Consider the following 17,147-nt stretch of genomic DNA (forward strand, 5'->3'; position numbering starts at 1 on the left):
ACGCGGAATGACGTTGATTAGCAAATGGCGCGGATAGCAGTTTTCGATCCGATTGTCTGGCTCCGTCCGCAAAAAGGCCGCCATCGCGCGTGCGAGAGCGGCCTTGTCGTGTGATAAGTCGGCGCAGGAGCGGCCAGGCTGTTGGGTGGCCTAGGCGCTCGAGCGGTTTCGCCGATCAGGCATTCGCTTGTTGGCTCTCTTCTAGAAGCTTTCGACCTTTGGCCTTCAAGTCCTCTACGCTGATCTCGCCTTTGTCGACCTTGGCGAGCAGCTCCTTTTGAGCCTTGTAGTCGAGGTTTTCGATGCCGGCGTGGCTCTGCAGCATGCGCCAAGCCTTGCGGCGCTCGATGTTGAAGAGCACCATCTGGCGGCTCATTTTCATAGGCACGCGTTTGCCGTTGCCCGCGTCGAAGAGGATGTAGACGCCGAAGTCCGGGATGTAGGCCCGGCTCTTGGGATCGTTGAAGCGACGATAGATGACATCTTGCTGAGTCACGCGCAGCAATACGTCCTCAAGATGCTCCATGCGCTCAATCTCTTCTGTCGTGGCTTTCTTGATATGCTGACGGAAGCGGGCTTCGGTACAGGCCCAATGGGCGATGGTGAAGGAGTAGCTTTCCTTGGAATCGCTGTATTTCGCCTGCCACCAGTCGCGGTCGATATTCTTGTTTCCCTTAAGGCTGAGGGCTTCCTGATAGGACTCGCCCAGCTGCGGGTTGAAGACGAACTCCGGCAAGCAACGGCTCTCGCGCACCAAGCCGGCCTGGTGGGTGGCCATATTGTCCGCTACGCCGTGCTCTGGCTGGCAGGTGGTGTAGCACTGGAAGAAGGCGGTGCCGCGGTATTGCAGGCCCTCCAGAATGCTGGTGTAGAGCTTGGCCGAGTCGGCCATGGAAACTTGAGCCAGGTAGGGCGAGCCGTGACCGTTGAGGAAACACTCGGTCACGTTCTTCATCTCGGTCAGCTTGCCTTGCGACGCGGCGCCGGCCTGATTCATGTCGAAACCGCCGGTCATGGGCGAGTGGTCGGAGTTTTGGCCACCAGTATTTGAATACACCTGAGTGTCCAGCATGAGCAGCTTCACGTTCGGACGGTTTTGTAGGATGACCTTGGATACGTTTTGGAAACCAATGTCGCCCATGCCGCCGTCGCCGCCCACGCACCAGACCTTTGGCAGCTCCTTGATCTCTTGATCGGTCATCAAGGCGTCGGTGAAGTGAGTGTAGTTGAAGTAGACCGCTTCGTCGAGCAAGTCGCCGTCGAGCAGGTGGTCCACCATGCGCTCGGGGATGATGGACTTGTGAGCGTTGTCCACCATGAAGCTCTCGCCCATCATCCAGCTGATGGTCGCTCCGTCCTGGAAGAGGGAGTTGAGCCATGGATACGGGTGAGGATTGTTTGGCGGAGTGGAGCCGTAGACGGTGTTGCAACCGGTGTGGGCGCCCATGGCCATGACGGACATGCCGTTGGCTAGGCGACCATCGATGGACTGCAGATCGCGGTGGTTGAAGGCATCCTTCTTGAGGGCGGCCTCGATGGCCTTGAGGGCTTCCTCGTCGGAAACCTCGCCGTGGGCTGCTAGGCGCTGGTTGGTATCTTCGTCGCTGTCTCCGCCCAGTCCCATGATGATGTGAGCCACGATGCGTTTCCAGTTGGCGTAGGCCTTGGGATCCTCGGCGGCCAGTTGCTTGAGTTTTTCCGGACCTTCGGCGACCAGTTTGGCAGCCTTTTGCTGCAGGCGATCCGCCTTCTTGTGGAAGATGGGACGCATGTAGGCTTCGGTCACGGAAGCCAGGGCGTGCAGTACCGGTTTTTCGCCGCAGCCTGCGCAAGCTCCGTCGCCAGAGGTGAGGGCGTCGTAGTTGCGATTGACCATGAGGTGGTTTCGCCACGCGGCGGGGCGAGACTCTTCTGGAGCATCGTCCTTGTAGAGGCCGAGGTAGCGCTGGTCGGTATCGGGCAGAAGCTTGAGGAACTCGGTGGCGGAGAGGATCTCCGCGTTGTAGTCCTCGGTGTCCTCCACCATGCGAAGGGCGTCGTGATCACCACACTCGACCACGCATAGACCGCAGCCTTTGCAGAGGTCGGAAACGAAAATGGAGAAGATGCCGCCGGACCCCTTTTCCTTTCGCTCAAGCGACATGAAGACTGCGGTGACCTTGAGGTAGGAAAGTGGCAGGATGGCCAGGATGGCGTCGAGCTCCGCGATGGATTCTGGGCTGACCGTATCCGTTTCCTTGAGACGGCTCATGACGAGATCGCGCACGGATTCGCCGTCCTTCTTCTTGGCGTTGGCCAGCATGGTTTCGCGGATGGCTTCGTCGATATCCGGAATGGCGGCCCTGATCGCTTCGCGTTGCCCCTCGTCGGTCACGTAGTTGTCCACCGCGGTATTCAGAATCGTCTGCAGATCCTGGGCGGTGTTTGGCAGAGCGGTATCCGGGCAGGAGGTGATGCACTCCATGCACTGGGTGCAGTTTTCCGGATAGTAGCGCGGCGTTTCGCGGCGGGCTCCGTACTTTGAGGCGGTGGCTCCGGTGGCGGAGGCCATGATGCCGATGGAGGCGAGCGGAGAGGCAGGCTGGTCGTAGCCCAGCCCGGCGCGATATTCCTTGTCGAAGGTTTCGGTCTTGTAGAGTGGTGCTCGGTCCGACTGAGGGCCGGAGGTCATCTTTTCGGCCGCGGAGCTGCCGCTCTGATTCGAAAGCGACTGGACGCCGTCGTGAGGCGAGACTTCATGCCCGGCTGGCTGATGGGCGGAGTGGGTGAGATCGGTCTGGGGCAGGCAGCCGCAGGCCCCGCCGCAATCGGTGTTTTTCGGCAGAAGCATGGCCCCGCGCATGGAGGAGAGGTCGGTTTCGTTCACGTCGCCATAGGGCACTTCCTTGATCAGGGAGCCGCCTTGAGTCATGACCTCCATATTGGAGTCGACCACCGCTTCCCCGAACTTTCCGAACTTCTTGTCGTACTGGGCCCGTACCACTTCGCGGAAATGGTTTTCGTCGATGCCAAAGGTCTGGAGGAAGGGGCTGACCTTGAAGAAGGCGCCCAAGAAGGAATTGCCCTGCATGCGTAGCTGCAGATCGGGGCGGTTGGTGGCTTTTTTGGCGATGTTGAAGCCGGGCAGGATGAAAACGCGGATCTTCTTGTCGATGATCTCCTGACGGTACTTCTGCGGGATGCGTTGCCATGCCTTGGCTGGTTCCTCGGCGGATTCCCATACGAAGGCGCCGCCTTCGACAAGGCCATCAAGCGGATTGATGTGGGTGAAAGCTTTCGGGTCGCAGCACAGCACCACGTTTACATGCTTGAGGTCGCAATTTACCCGTACCCGCTCCGGAGCGGCGGTGAGGAAGTAGGAGGTCGGCGCCCCTTTCTTCTCCGAGCCGTACTTCGGGTTGGCGGATACGTGGATAACCTCCTTCGGGTTGCCGTTATCATCGACCTCTCCATCGCGTTCCGCCACGTAGGTGCCTAGCTCGCCGATGATTTCCGCCAGGTTTTTTCCGGTGGTGATCATGCCCCAGCCGCCGATGGAGTGCAGGCGCACCGCGATGGCGTTTTCCGGCAGCAGCGATGGCGTTTCGTCCGCGCAAACCGAATACGGGTGGTCGACGCCGAGATTGAAGAACGTGACCCCGTCGCCGGCGGTTTTCCCATCCTGTCGGGCCCGACCTTCGGCCACGAATTCGTAGGCTCCGATGACGTGCTCGGGGCGGAAGTCGCGCGAGCCCAGACCGTAGCAGCCCGAAAAGTTGCGCGGCACGTCCTTTTGCTCGATGACCGGGAGGTCGTCACGGTGCGGGAAACCTGGGTGGATGTAGGCCTTGGTCAAGGCGGCGCGCACTTCGCGGGCCAGCGGATTGTCGCCTGCGAGCGGCTCGTCGGTGCGTTCGAGGATGATGCAAGCCTTCTTGCCCTTGAGAGCGTTGACGATGGCTGCCTGGGGGAAGGGGCGAATGACGTTTACGTGCACCGAACCGACCTTGGCGCCGCGGGTTTCGCGCAAGTGATCCACTGCCGCTTCGATGTTTTCCGCTGCGGAGCCGAGGGTGACGAAGGTGAATTCCGCGTCGTCGTTGCGGTATTCGGAAACCAGTCCGTAGTGGCGTCCGGTGAGGTTTCCGAACTCGTTGTAAGCCTCTTCGAGGAAGCCGAGGATGGGTTCGATGAAATTGTTGCGGCGGGCCACTACGCCGTTCATGTAGTGCTCCTGATTCTGTACCGGGCCGATGAGGGCGGGGTTGGTGAGATCGATGGTGCGAGGGATGCGCCGGCGGGTGGGGCCGAAGAGCTCCTTTTGGGCGTCAGTCGGGCACTCGATGATGTCGTCCGGCGAACCGAGAAACTCGCGCAGCAGCTCGGACTCGTGCTTGAGGAAGGTGCGTTCGAGGTGGGAGGTCAGGAAGCCATCCTGAATGTTCATGCCCGGAGTGAGGGCCTTTTCCGTGACCTTGCGCAGGATCACCGCCTGGTCGGCGGCCTGCTGAGCGTCTTTTGCGAAGAGCATGATCCAGCCCGTGTCGAGGGCGGCGTAAATGTCGTCGTGGCCACAGTGCACGTTGAGGGCGTGCTTGGTGAGGGCTCGGGCCGCTACTTCTAGGACCATCGTGCTGAGCTTTCCCGGAGCGTGATAGTACTGCTCCACGCCGTAGACGATGCCTTGTCCGGAAGTGAAGTTAACCGTGCGCTTGCCGGTGACGGACTGGGCGATGGCTCCGCCCTGCGCGGCATGTTCGCCCTCCGCCTCGATGGCGAGGGTCGGGCGGCCGAAGACGTTTAGCTGTCCCTTGGCGCGGGCGAACTCGAACATTTCGCCCATCTCGGTGGAGGGAGTGATCGGGTAAAATACGCCGGCTTCCGCGATGCGCGCCTCGGTGTATAGCGACACCAGCTGGTTTCCGTTGGTCGTAATCCGGATGCCGGGGTATTTCGGTTTGGATGCAATCATTTGTATTGATGTCGTCCCGCCAGAGACGGGAGGGGTTCGGAATAATGTTAGTTAGCGTAAAATAGCGCGCTACGGGCGAAAGGCGTGTCGCGACGAATACTCTTCAATAAAGACAAGGATCTCTTCAATTGAGCGATCAGCGCCTTTTCGTGAGCAAGGTCGCGGGGTAGCATTTGGCCGAGCGAGTGCCGGTATTAGATGCGCGAATGGTTATCTTGGCAAGCGTCTAGATTGCTTCATGCGAGCCTGTTGAGTGATAAGAGTCTTCCGTCCCGATGCAGATGGAGCTTGAACCCAAGGGTGATCGATGGAGTGTAGGTCGTTTTTTCATACAATGGCCACCTCCTGCGATTTCAATTTCGGCATGATACTGGAAGGCGATCCGAGCGCCTTAGCGGATGCTTATCAGCGATTTGCCCAGGTGCCGGTCGATCTCGACTGGTCTCGCCAGTCGCCCGCCGAGCGTCTCGTGGCGCCTCGCACCATCGCCAAGCCCGTTTCGGTCAGCGCCCCGGGCACCTTCTCGAAAAACGCCATTCGCACCCTGCGCCTGGAGCCTACGGAGCGCCCGGGCTGGTGGCTGGAGCGCACTGACATCCCGGATTCCCGCCCGATCAAGGTTTCCATCCGCAACGTCTGGACCACCGGCGAAATCGTGAGCAACATCGTACTGCGCTCCGGTTCGATCCACAACTACGTTCGCCTAGTGGAGCACATCATCGCTCTCAAGCAGGGCATGGATGTCGACAACCTGGTCATCAAGCTCGATTCGGGCGACCCACCGCTCTTCAACGAAGGCTCGAAAGAGCTGGTTGAAGCCATCAATTCCGCAGGCCGTCGCGAGCTGCCGGATCAGGAACAGGTGCGCTACTTCACGGTGAAGCAGCGCGTCTCGCTGCTGACCCCGCACAACGGCTTTCTGGTCATCGATCCGGTGGAGGAGGGCAGGTTCGCTCTGGACATCGATTGCGTGCGCGACTTTCCCAACGCCATCGGCCAGCAGCGCATAAAATTCGTGCACAACGAACGCTCGTTCCACTACGGCGCCACCGCTCGGACCAACAGCACAGCTCGGCAGAAGCTGATGGTCACGACCTTGGGAAAACTGTTTCCCGAGTCGCGAAACCTCGGCTACAATCGCAAGAACGTGCTCATCGCCGGCAAGCGCCGGTACGTGAACGAGCCGACGCACTTGGAGAACGGCAAGTCGCTGGAAGCCGCGTGGCACCGGGCCATTCTCGATCTGCTCGCCGCCTTGGCCTTGATCGACGAAGGCCGCTTCGTGGGTCGGATCATCGACTACAAAGGCGGCCACTATCCGGATGTGGAAATGGTCAAGCTGCTCTACGCCAACCAGCTGCTGGTCGAGGTCTAAGGTCGCGGTACCGTCCGTAGGGCGCGGCGTTGACCCGCTGTCTCCCGTCTGCTGCCTCTCGAAGCGATAGGGTTGGCTTGTCGCCTCGGCGCGACGACCGACAGTGGGCTACGGCGTGAAGATCCGTGGGGATAGCCGCGGCCTTTCTTCAAATACCTAAGAGAAAAGACTAAAGTTTTTTCGAAGAGCGCCGATTAGGTAGGGTATCCTAATGGGCTTTTAGGCTTCCACTCCTAAGCCCGGAAGGGTCGCAGACCCGTAGCTGGTCCCCGCCAGCCGCATGTTTCGCGTCGTTTAGCAACAGCTCGCTCAGTTTTGGAATCCACCCGAGCTCTAACTCTAAACCCGAATCATGACATGCAAAAAAAGCTTTTAACCTCGATCCTCTCTGCCGCGCTTTTTCTGAGCGTCGCCTTCGTGCAGGCGGACATGGAAACCGAGACGCCGGAGCAAGGACTTAGCGAGATCGTCGAGCTCTACAAGAGCCAGGACTGGGAGACGCTGGTGAGAAATCGCTGTCTCGATAGCAAGCACGCCGAATCGGAGGCCGCTCTGCAGGCCTTGATCGCCAGCGTGAGCAGGCAGTTTTCCGACAAGGATCTACGCGAAGCCATCGTGAGCAGCTACGAAGCGGCTCTTAAATCCAAGCCGCGCATCGAAGCGGAGGGCACCGTAGCCATATTTTCCTGCGATCTCGGATCCGTGAAGCTTTCCAAGATGGACAGCGGCGTCTGGGGTCTTCGGTTCTAGTTCCAGGACCGGGTTGTTTTCTAGAGTTTGTTTAGTTAGTTTGTTTGATCTGAATGATAAGCCTCCGGGGTTGGTAGCCCGGAGGCTTTTTCGCGTCCGGAGAAATGGGTCTGGCCGCGGCGACGAGACGTTGACATCCCCGCGTCCGCCGCTTGGCTCTGCAGCCTCCCATTTTCATGAAAGTTGTCCTCGCCGAAAAACCTTCCGTCGCCCGCGACATCGCCAAGCATCTCAAGGCGAACCAGCGCCGGGATGGCTATCTGGAAGGGGACGACTGGGCCGTCACCTGGGCTTTCGGGCACTTGGTCGAGCTGAAGGAGCCTGAGGAGTACAGACCGGAATGGAAGGCTTGGAAGATCAGCACCTTGCCCATGATCCCGGAGCGATTCGAGTTGAGAGCTCGTGGCGACGACGGGGCCCGCAAGCAGCTCGAGACAGTGAAGCGCCTGTTCGAAGCTTCCGAGGAGATCGTTTGCGCCACGGACGCTGGCCGAGAGGGGGAACTGATTTTTCGCTACATCCTGGAATGGGCCGAATGCCTTGGGAAGCCGATCAAGCGCCTCTGGATCAGCTCGCTCACCGGGGCGGCCATCGCCAAGGGCTTCGCGGAGCTGAAGGACGGAGCCACCTTCCAAAACCTGTACCTAGCCGCTCGCTGTCGCAGCGAAGCGGATTGGATCGTGGGCATGAACGCCACGCGCTACTTCACCGTCGAGCACGGCAAGCGAAACCTGCTTTTCAGTCTGGGACGAGTGCAGACGCCGATCCTCGCCATGATCGTGGGGCGCGATCTGGAAATCGAAGGCTTCAAGTCCGAAGACTACTGGGAGGTTCACACCAAATGCCGCGAGACCCGATTTCGCCATCTGGGCGGAAAGATCGAAAAGGAGGAGCAGGCCAAAGCGCTGCTCGAAAAGGTGGTCGGCCAGCCGCTGGTGGTGAGCGACGTGCAAAAGAAGGACGAGCGAGCAAACCCGCCGCTGCTCTTCGACCTGACCGAGCTGCAACGCGAAATGAATCGCCGGCACGGGTTCACCGCCGACCAAACCCTTCGCATCGCACAGAACCTCTACGAGCAAAAGCGCATCACTTATCCGCGCACCGACAGCCGATACCTTTCGAGCGATCTTCAGCCGACCATCGGCCCTTTGCTGCGAACGCTCCAGCCGCTGAAGCGAGAGGAGATCGGCCGTCTCGATCTCGAGGCTCTGGAGTTTAGCAAGCGCATCGTGGACGACTCGAAGGTTTCCGACCACCATGCCATCATCCCTACCGACGACCTTCCAGGGAATCTGAACGAGGACGAAAGCAAGGTCTACGAGGCTATCGTTACGCGATTGATTTCCGTTTTCTATCCGCCGTGTATCAAAGCGGTCACTACGGTCGAAGCTCAGGCTGCGGGCGAGGGCTTTCGGGCGCGCGGCACGGTGCTGGTCGATCCAGGCTGGCAACTGCTCTATCCCTATCTGATGAGCGGGACAGGCGCTCAGGCAGCTAAGAAGAATGCTAAAAGCAAAGCCCGGAAAACCGCTGAGCCTGAGGAAGAGGAATCCATGATGCCGGATTTTCAGGTGGGCGAAAGCAATCCTCACGATCCGTGTATCGAGAAATTTAAGACAAATCCGCCGCGCCGCTTCACCGAAGCTACCTTGCTCGCTCTCATGGAGACGGCGGGCAAAATCGTCGACGACGAGGAGCTGAAGGAGGCTTTGAAGGAAAAGGGCGTCGGCACGCCAGCCACGCGTGCCTCGATCATCGAAGTGCTGATCCAGCGTAAATACGTCGAGCGCAAGCGAAAGAATTTGATCAGCACCGACAGCGGGCGGCACTTGATCGCCTTGATCAAGGACGAACGGCTCAAGTCTCCCGAGCTGACGGGCGAGTGGGAGTTTCGTTTGAAGAAGGTGGAGCGTGGCGAATATGATCCTGAAACCTTCATGTCGGAGGTTGTTGAATACACGCGTGAGATCCTAAGCAGCAAGTCCTCCGATACCATTGATTTGAAAAACCTCGGCCCTTGCCCGATCTGCAGAGCTCCCGTCATGCGCGGACATTCTGGATACGGATGCTCCCAATGGCGCGAGGGGTGCGGGTTTGTCATCAAGGACGGAACGCTGGGGCTAACCTTTAGTCCGGAGCTCATGCGAGAGCTGCTGTTCAATGGACGCACTTTGGAAGCCCATGCGCTGCAGGAGAAGGGAAAGAAGCTCTTCGGCCACATCGCGCTCGGAAAAAAAGGGAAACTCGGCTACGAGCTCATCGAGATGGCCAAAGGCCCGGGCGACGATAGCGAAATCGGGGCCTGCCCCGTTTGTCGGAGCGCCGTCGTGGAGGGTCCCAAGGGCTACGGCTGCTGCAACTGGAAAAATGGCTGCAAGTTCGTTATCTGGAAGGAAGTCGCCAAACGTCCAGTGAGTCTGGAGGAGGCCAAGCTCTTGCTCGAAAAAGGGGAGACCGAGGTTCTGGAGGGCTTCACCTCCAAGGCGGGCAAATCCTTCTCCGCGAAGTTGAAGGTTGTGGGAGCGCGCGTTCAGTTTCAGTTCGTGGACTAGTCCTGTCCAATAGTTAGACTGAGCAAGGCTCGTCATTAGTCTCGTTCGCTCCCGTAGACGTTTACTAACGTTTTCCCAAGTTTCGCGGCATTTGCGCCTGCGAAGCAGGGACTGGCGCGTTCGCCCTCTGGATCAACCCCGTCTCACCAAGTCACACCCAAATACCTATGACCAAAACACCTCTGAAATCGCTGCTTAGCTGCATACTTTTCTTTCTGAGCATCGGCGCCCTCGCTCATGGCGCTCCTTCCGGCGGCCCTTATGGCCCGCTGCAACTCTACTACGAAACCCCGGACGTTGAAGGCGTCATCTACTACGTGTCCCCGGACGGCGAAGCCTCGGCTGACGGCTCCTCCATCGAGTCGCCCACCAGCATCGAAGAAGCGTTTTCTCGAGTGAAGACCGGCGACGCCATCGTGCTGCGAGGAGGAATCTACCGTACCGGCGATCTCGCTTTCAACCAGGGCATCACCATCCAGCCCTATCAGGATGAGGCTCCCGTTCTCAAGGGGACCTACCTTGCTGAGGAGTGGGAAGCCCTCCGCGATGGGCTTTGGCGCACCAAGTGGGATCGCCTTTTCCCAATGAAGCCGCAAGGCTGGTGGCGACGCCATCGCGAGGCCGCTCGCACTCCGATCTACAAGTTCAACAACGATATGGTTTTCGTGGACGGCGAGATGCTGCAGCAGGTCGGCTGGCCTGGTGAGCTGGATGAAGGATCCTTCTACGTGGACTACGAGGAGGGCTACATCTACACCGCGACCGATCCAGAGAGTCGCTCCATTGAAATCACCGCGTTCGACAACGCCTTGACCCGTGTCGTCGGCGAAGTTCACGGAAAAGTCTCCGACAAGATAGGCCCCAAGGTTCGCGGCATCGTTTTCACCCAGTACGCCTACCGAGCCATCGAGATCGAAGGCTACGATCCGGAAGGCGTGTCTCCAGAATCTGAACACGGAAAAGACGTGGTCGGCAGCCTCTTCGAGCATTGCACTTTCAGCTTCTGTTCCCGCGTGGGCGGCTACTTCCGCGGCGACGACCTGGTGATCCGCAATTGCCTGGTCAGCGACACCAGCACCGAAGGCATTTTTATCCTGGCCTCGAACGACGTGCTGTTGGAGCGCAATATCGTGACCCGTAACAACATAGAGAGCATCACTGGCTACTACGCTTCCGCAGTGAAGATCTTCAATCAGTGCTACCGAGTGGTCTGCCGCGACAATCTGGTCATCGACAACGAGCTTTCCAATGGCATCTGGTACGACGTGGGAAACATCGACGGCCTGTTCGTGGATAACTGGATACAAAACACCGACGACGGATTCTTCTTCGAGATTTCCAAGGGCGCCATCTGCGCCGGCAACGTCTTCGTGGACTGCAACAAAGGCGTGCGTTCTTTGAATAGCGAGCGGGTTCGCGTTTATCAGAACACCTTCGTCAACAGCATGGCCAGTTTCGAACGCACCGAACGCAGCGCCGTGGGCGACCACTTCGGATGGCACCCGCGCACTGGACCGGAAGTGGAAGAGCGTTTCGGGCACGTCTTTATGGGCAACCTGGTGGTGGTCGACGAGGATCATTGGGGGCCGCTTCTCAACTTCGAGCAACGCGAAGTCCTCCGCGAGCGCCTCACGGATTCGCAGGCCAAGGCCATCGACTACAACGTCTACGTGCGCCAGGGCTACGAGACCGAGTATCCGCTCATCGTGTGGAGCCCGTCGCAGATCGAGGAGAACCTCATGCCTTTGGAAACACCTGCCGACCTGACGAAACTGTTCCCCAAGTTCGAAAGCAACAGCCAGTGGTTCGTGAACTACAACGGCCCCGTGTTCAAGGGCGCCCAGCTGAGCCGCTACGAGCTGTTGCCGGAATTCCCCGCAGCGCGTTTCGAGCCTCAGCTCCCCAAGGAAGCCCTCAAAGCCCTTGGCAAAAAGCAAAAGGATATCGCTCACCCAGGCGCCTTTCCCGTCGTGGACTAGGGCGATCCAGCGAGGGAATGCAAGCGACCTGACGTGGTCCGCCGCTTCGGATAGCATTTGCGATTGGGCCGCCTCCCTGACGAGGCGGCCTTTTCCATTTTATCCAGTTGCGGCCTTCCAGTCGCGTTGTCGGCTGCGAAACGCCCATCTGATGGAGAGAGGAGGGCTCTGTTTACGGAGTTCTCCCATCCGTAGAAGTTCGTAAATCCGACTTGCCAGGCCATGGCGCTACTACTAGGTCTTACCCCAGCTCGCAGTCGTTCGTCTCATTGTTGAACTGTGGCCCGCGAAATGCGGCCAGGACGGCCTGCTCTCTCGAATCAGGTAACAACAAACATAGATGATAAAACCGATCGTATGCCTTCTCGTTCTCGCAGTCTGCTCGCAGATTCATGCGACAGATATAACGAAACTGGTGCAGGAGACTCAGAAAATCGCCCAGACGCCCGGAAACATGAGCCTGGTCTGGTGGATACCTCTCGAATTCTGGGAGGAAAGCTTAGATCAGGATCCGAGAATGACCGAAGAGCAGAAGGCCGATTTCATCGAAATCCTCGAGGAGTACACGGTCTTTGCGGTCGTGGAGAGCGAGATTGGCACATTCGGATCCTTCAAGCACAAGCCGAAGAGCGAGATACGGGACAATGTGAAATTTGAAATAGATGGGGATGAGATCGAGCAGATCCCTTACATCGCCGTGAATCAGGACGCTTCAAACTTCTTCATCACGATGAAGCCCTTGATGGGGCAGATGATGGGAGAGATGGGCAAAGGAATGGAGTTTATCGTGTTTCCCAACGAGATCGGCGGAGAAAGGCTATTGGACCCCCGCTCGGAGGGAGCGTTCACCTTCACTTCCTTCGGCAACGAATTCAAGTGGAGGCTTCCGTTGGGCTCGCTGATGCCCCCGATGATCGATCAGTCGACGGGCGAGGAATTTCCGGGCAACTACAGCTTCAATCCATATAATGGCAATGAACTGGTGCGAAAGGAATAATCGCTTCGCCTAGCCCTCGCGGAAACCAAAGGAAACAGCCGACGAGACGCGTCGGGACCCTCTGTATCCGCCATCTCAACACGCAATAGCAACTTGGATACGGAGTTTCGGCAATTCACTACCGATGACGCGGAGTATCAGCAGTCGCTGGAGCTGCGAAACGCCCAGTTGCGGGCGCCTCTGGGGCTGGAGCTGAGCGAAAGCGATACGGCCGGCGAGCGAAGCCAGCTGCATTTCGGGCTTTTTCGAGAGCGACGACTCCTCGCGAGCGTGACCCTTAAGAATCTGGGAGACGGTCGGATGAAGCTGCGTCAGATGGTGGTGGAGCCATCGGCGCGCGGGATGGGGCTGGGCAGGGCGCTGATCGAAAACGTGGAGAAGCGTCTGCGCTCCATGGACTGCGTGGAGATCGTGCTGGCGGCCCGAGTCAACGCGGAGCGATTCTATGAGACGCTAGGATACCGTTCCAGCGGAGAACGCTTTCGCGAAGTCGGCATTGATCACCTCTCTATGACTAAATGCCTACCGTAGGACGCTTCTGGGTTCCGACGCCGTTCGGCGACGGCTTGGGGCGGCGATCGTACCAGCTTTTGACAGCCGAGGGACCCGCTCGTTGGTGGAGTCTCTTGATTCTCCCGATCCGGACGTAGAAAAGGCGGGCCGCCTACCCCTAAGCGACCCGCCATCATTTTCTATATTACCCCAAATGTAGCCTCGCTAAGCGAGGTCTTACATTTATCTAAGACGGATAAGCGCCAAAAACGTTCAGCATTTCCCCATCTTTTTTGAAAAAAAAGGATTTCAGGCCTGGCCCCGCGACGGGCAGTTTTGCCTGTGAACTACTTTAGTCGTTGAAAAGCAGTTGGTTGCGACGTTCTAAGGTCGATTTCTGTTGCGGGCCCTTGGGATGAACACGCTTCGAGATATTCCTGCGACGCGGCCGAGCCAGCCTTCATGAGTGGCGGCGGGAGTGGGATCGCTGCCGCAAGACAAGAAAAGCCCCCCATCGGCTATCGATGGAGGGCGAGAACGTGTGACTAAGGTTTGAAAATCGTTAGCGGCGCTTGCGGCTCGCTAGGAATTGGTGATGTCGAAGGTGGTGCTGCGGTCGCGGGCGGGCAGGTAGACTTTGTACCACTTCTTTTGAGCATCGCTGCCAGCGTAGTCCTTCAAGGCTTGCTCGCTCTTGAATTCCATCACGAACGCATGGCTTCGTTCGCCTTGGGCTTTGATGGTTTTGATCCAGACCCGCTCGATGCCGTCGAATTCCTTGGCCAAGGTGACGACTCCGTCCAGCGCGGCTTGGATATCGGCATCGCTGGCGTCGGACTTCCAGGAAACGGTGACCACGTGGATCACGGAGCTTGGCGTGATTTCGCTGTGGTCCATGTCCTCGTGGTGAGCGGCTTGGACCGCTACGGGAGCGATGGCGATAGCGATGAGGGCGAGAAGGCTAGGGATTAGTTTTTTCATACGAAGGCGTTTTGAGTTAGGTCGTTTATTTGCATGTGGATACGCGACAGGCGCGCGCAGAGAAAACGGGGGGTACTGGAAATCGATTGCTGCAAAAGCGAAGCTTCGGCGACGCGACGCGAACGTTTTCCTGAATCGAGGTCGACAATGCCGGCCGACTCGGTGAGACCCTTTGAACAGACCGTTTCTTTACACCCTATGAGCAAGACCTTGATCGAAACTTTGAAAGAGCGCGTGCTGGTCTCCGACGGCGCGATGGGAACGCAGCTGATGGCTGCCGGGCTGGAATCCGGAAATAGCGGAGAGCTGTGGAACCTCACCCATCCGGAGCGGGTTTTGGAGATCCAGCGCCGCTATGTGGCATCCGGATCGAACTGCATCATCACCAACACCTTTGGAGGAAACGGTCTGATGATGCGCCGCCATGGACATTTCGATCAGCTGGCCGAAATCAACCAGGCAGCGGTCAAGATCGCTCGACAGGCCTTCGACGGTCAGGAGGGATTCGTATTTGGCGATGTCGGGCCTGTCGGCGGCGTCATGGAGCCCTACGGCGACTTGAAAGCGGAAGACGTGCGCGAAGGCGTTCGCATCCAGATCCAATCTCTGGTCGAGGCGGGGGTCGATGCTATCATTATCGAGACGCAAACCGCCTTGGAGGAGATCGCCCTCGGGGTGGAGGCTGCCAAGGCCTACGGCGCTCCGTGCATCATCGCCTCGCTGGCCTACGACAAGTCGCACGACGGCACCTTCTTTCGCACCATGATGGGCGTCTCGCCCGAAAAGGCGGCCGAGGAGCTGACTGATATGGGTGTCGACGTGCTGGCCCTAAACTGCGGCACCGGCATCGACATGAACGTGGCCCGCGAGATCATCGAGGAATACAAGGACAGCTCCGACGCCTTCACCATGGCTCAGCCCAACGCTGGACTGCCTGTTTTGGAGAACCTCAAAGCGGTCTACAAGCAGACGCCGGACGAGATGGTTTCCTCTCTTGACGCCCTGCTGGAGGCTGGAGTGAACATCGTGGGCGGCTGCTGCGGCTCGAACCCGGACCACATTCGGGCTATTCGCCAGAAGGTGGACGCTTGGAACGCCCGCTAGGGCGCTTTCTAAAAAACGATCAAAAGGGGGGGACGGTTGGAAAAAACCGAAACCCTTTCCATAGGTGGGGCATGTTTCGCTCTTGTATGCGCCCCGTTTGGACTGGTGCGGCGATTTTCTTGATTTCGCTTTTATCCGGGCACCCGCGTAGCTTCGCCGGTTTCGTCGACGTCAATTTCTATCCGGAACTGACTGAAGTGAACACGGACTCCGTGCTCACGGTGAATGTCTTCTCGAAACTGCCTGGACGCTTCCAGTATTTCAGCCTGACCAATGTCATCAACACCGACCGCTCGACGGAGCTTTCGGGAGAGGTGGACCTCTACACGGAGCAAAACCTTCGCTGGCAGGTCGCCAAGGACTCTCCCTTCGATCTGACGGTCCAGCTCAACTTTCGTTCGGGACGCGAAAACGACCGCCACCGGCTCGGGGCTCGCTGGCGATTTGACGACACCCCGGTCCTGACGCCGTTTTTCGACGCGCTCAACCTCAGCTATTCGATCAACTTCCACCTGATTCAGTTCGATCATGAAGCGGCGGACGTCTGGCAGATGGAGCACGTGGTGCGAAAGACGTTTCCAGGGATCTCCGATCGGCTCTATCTGGCGGGTTTCGTCGACCACACCTTTGGGCAGGATCTACCTGCCGGCTATCCCAGCGCCCCGATCGTCGCCGAGTTTCAGCTCGGGTGCCGTTTGGTCGATCAATTCCACCTGATAGCGGAGTACCGAATCAACGAATACAGACGAACCGACACCCGCAACCTCGCTATCGGGCTGCAATACATCGCAAAATGGTAAACGCAAAGACAACGAATGGTAGATTGCGAGTCGCGCGTTCGCTCTGCGCGCTCTCGCTGGTCGCGGGAATCGCCTTGCTGCTGGCTTCTTGCCAGCCGAAGGAGCCGAGGGCGATCGCCATCGGTTTCATCGGTCCGCTGAGCGGAAACGCGGAGGATCTGGGCTCGGGCCCAGCTAAGGCCATGGAGCTGGCGGTCAAGGAGTACAACGCCAGTCGCCAGGAGCATCAGCCGAGGGTGAGCCTGCACGTTCGGGACGACAAGTGGGACGGAAGCAACGCTTTGCCGCTCTACCGGGACCTCAGGGATGCCCACGGAATCGAGCTGCTCTTCATGAGCCATACCGACGGCACCATCGCTCTGCAGGACGACGTCCAGCGGGACAAGGTGGTTCTGGTGAACTCGCTCAACAACGATGCCCTGCTGGCCAGCATGAACGAATACACCTTCACCGTGGGAAAGAAAACCGAGGAGGCGGCCCAGGTGGTGGCAGGTCGGGCTATCGAGCTGGGGCGAAAAACCGTTCGCGGATTCCACGTGACCAACAAGTTCATGAGCATCTTCGCCGATACGTTCACCGATCAGGCGGCGAAGTACGGACTCGATGTGGAAGTGGTGCCAGTGGATATCGGGAAGACCGACTATCGCGAGGAGTTGGCCCGCTTTCAGGATCAAAGCTGCGACGCGTTGGTGTTTTTTGGATACAAGAACCTGGGCTTCGCCATGAAGCAGGCGAAGGAGATGGGCCTCGAAGTCCCGTTTCTCGGATCGACCACGATGCTGGGCGACGGGTTCTACGAGAACTCCGAGGGAGCGCTGGAGGGCACCGAATTCTCTTACTTCACCGAGAACGACGGAAACTACGTGCTCGCCCGAAACTTCCTCGAGCGCTACGAGCGAGCCTACGGCCATGAGCCCTTTTCGGTATGGCCGGCCATGCAGGCCTACGACGCCATGAACATCGCTCTGGGCATCCTGAAAAACGCCTCGCAACGCCCGGAAAAGACCGAGTTCAGCCGATGGCTCCGCAACGAGCTCCACAAGGTGAGATTCTACCAAGGCGTTTGCGGCAACCTGGCCATTCTCGATGACGGCACCTCGCGCGGGATCTATTTTTCGCTGTACGAGGTGCGGGGGCATGGAAAGGTCGACAAGGTCAAGCGATAG

At 58.6% G+C, this 17,147-nt stretch carries 11 protein-coding genes; 9 read left to right on the forward strand and 2 right to left on the reverse strand.

The features are described from left to right. Positions 1-175: 175 nt before the first annotated feature. Entirely contained in the window at positions 176-4,951 is a 4,776-nt protein-coding gene (locus QEH54_RS15915) for a 2-oxoacid:acceptor oxidoreductase family protein (protein ID WP_309019697.1), read from the reverse strand. Positions 4,952-5,285: 334 nt separating this feature from the next. Here QEH54_RS15915 and QEH54_RS15920 point away from each other — a divergent pair, with 334 nt between their 5' ends. From QEH54_RS15920 to QEH54_RS15945, 6 genes are all read left to right on the forward strand, one after another. Continuing rightward, complete coding sequence (locus tag QEH54_RS15920) at positions 5,286-6,326, forward strand: UDP-3-O-acyl-N-acetylglucosamine deacetylase (RefSeq protein WP_309019698.1); 1,041 nt, start codon at positions 5,286-5,288, stop codon at positions 6,324-6,326. Positions 6,327-6,683: 357 nt separating this feature from the next. Then, a complete protein-coding gene (locus tag QEH54_RS15925) occupies positions 6,684-7,076 on the forward strand; it encodes a hypothetical protein (RefSeq protein ID WP_309019699.1) in 393 nt (130 codons plus the stop codon). Positions 7,077-7,252: 176 nt separating this feature from the next. Next, a complete protein-coding gene (locus QEH54_RS15930; RefSeq protein WP_309019700.1) occupies positions 7,253-9,628 on the forward strand; it encodes a DNA topoisomerase 3 in 2,376 nt (791 codons plus the stop codon). Positions 9,629-9,795: 167 nt separating this feature from the next. Then, positions 9,796-11,607, forward strand: coding sequence for a right-handed parallel beta-helix repeat-containing protein (locus tag QEH54_RS15935; protein ID WP_309019701.1), 1,812 nt, complete (start codon positions 9,796-9,798; stop codon positions 11,605-11,607). Between the two features lie 340 nt (positions 11,608-11,947). Further along, the gene (locus QEH54_RS15940) at positions 11,948-12,604 is read left to right on the forward strand and encodes a hypothetical protein (protein ID WP_309019702.1); all 657 of its coding nucleotides are present in this window, start codon (positions 11,948-11,950) and stop codon (positions 12,602-12,604) included. A 93-nt stretch (positions 12,605-12,697) separates the two neighbouring features. Next, on the forward strand, positions 12,698-13,135 hold the full coding sequence (locus tag QEH54_RS15945; protein ID WP_309019703.1) for a GNAT family N-acetyltransferase: 438 nt from the start codon (positions 12,698-12,700) through the stop codon (positions 13,133-13,135). 543 nt (positions 13,136-13,678) lie between these two features. Here the strand turns inward: QEH54_RS15945 and QEH54_RS15950 are convergent. Continuing rightward, positions 13,679-14,077, reverse strand: coding sequence for a Dabb family protein (locus tag QEH54_RS15950; protein WP_309019704.1), 399 nt, complete (start codon positions 14,075-14,077; stop codon positions 13,679-13,681). Positions 14,078-14,275: 198 nt separating this feature from the next. Between QEH54_RS15950 and QEH54_RS15955 the strand changes: the two genes are divergently transcribed. The 3 genes from QEH54_RS15955 to QEH54_RS15965 all read left to right on the forward strand — a co-directional run bounded on the left by QEH54_RS15955 (position 14,276) and on the right by QEH54_RS15965 (position 17,147). After that, complete coding sequence (locus tag QEH54_RS15955) at positions 14,276-15,181, forward strand: homocysteine S-methyltransferase family protein (protein WP_309019705.1); 906 nt, start codon at positions 14,276-14,278, stop codon at positions 15,179-15,181. A gap of 119 nt (positions 15,182-15,300) precedes the next feature. Further along, positions 15,301-15,981 (forward strand): hypothetical protein, encoded by a 681-nt coding sequence (locus QEH54_RS15960; RefSeq protein WP_309019706.1) that lies wholly within the window; start codon positions 15,301-15,303, stop codon positions 15,979-15,981. Further along, complete coding sequence (locus QEH54_RS15965) at positions 15,975-17,147, forward strand: ABC transporter substrate-binding protein (protein ID WP_309019707.1); 1,173 nt, start codon at positions 15,975-15,977, stop codon at positions 17,145-17,147. Before QEH54_RS15960 ends, QEH54_RS15965 begins: the two co-directional genes overlap by 7 nt.

The organism is Pelagicoccus sp. SDUM812003 (genome assembly GCF_031127815.1).
In the GTDB taxonomy this organism is placed as follows: Bacteria; Verrucomicrobiota; Verrucomicrobiia; order Opitutales; family Opitutaceae; genus Pelagicoccus.

What these genes read in the sequence shown, in the direction of transcription:
- QEH54_RS15925 (WP_309019699.1), top strand. Translation starts at nt 6,684, where the DNA reads ATGCAAAAAAAGCTTTTAACCTCGATCCTCTCTGCCGCGCTTTTTCTG.
- QEH54_RS15965 (WP_309019707.1), top strand. Translation starts at nt 15,975, where the DNA reads ATGGTAAACGCAAAGACAACGAATGGTAGATTGCGAGTCGCGCGTTCG.
- QEH54_RS15920 (WP_309019698.1), top strand. Translation starts at nt 5,286, where the DNA reads ATGGCCACCTCCTGCGATTTCAATTTCGGCATGATACTGGAAGGCGAT.
- QEH54_RS15930 (WP_309019700.1), top strand. Translation starts at nt 7,253, where the DNA reads ATGAAAGTTGTCCTCGCCGAAAAACCTTCCGTCGCCCGCGACATCGCC.
- QEH54_RS15935 (WP_309019701.1), top strand. Translation starts at nt 9,796, where the DNA reads ATGACCAAAACACCTCTGAAATCGCTGCTTAGCTGCATACTTTTCTTT.
- QEH54_RS15955 (WP_309019705.1), top strand. Translation starts at nt 14,276, where the DNA reads ATGAGCAAGACCTTGATCGAAACTTTGAAAGAGCGCGTGCTGGTCTCC.
- QEH54_RS15950 (WP_309019704.1), bottom strand. Translation starts at nt 14,077, where the DNA reads ATGAAAAAACTAATCCCTAGCCTTCTCGCCCTCATCGCTATCGCCATC.
- QEH54_RS15940 (WP_309019702.1), top strand. Translation starts at nt 11,948, where the DNA reads ATGATAAAACCGATCGTATGCCTTCTCGTTCTCGCAGTCTGCTCGCAG.
- QEH54_RS15915 (WP_309019697.1), bottom strand. Translation starts at nt 4,951, where the DNA reads ATGATTGCATCCAAACCGAAATACCCCGGCATCCGGATTACGACCAAC.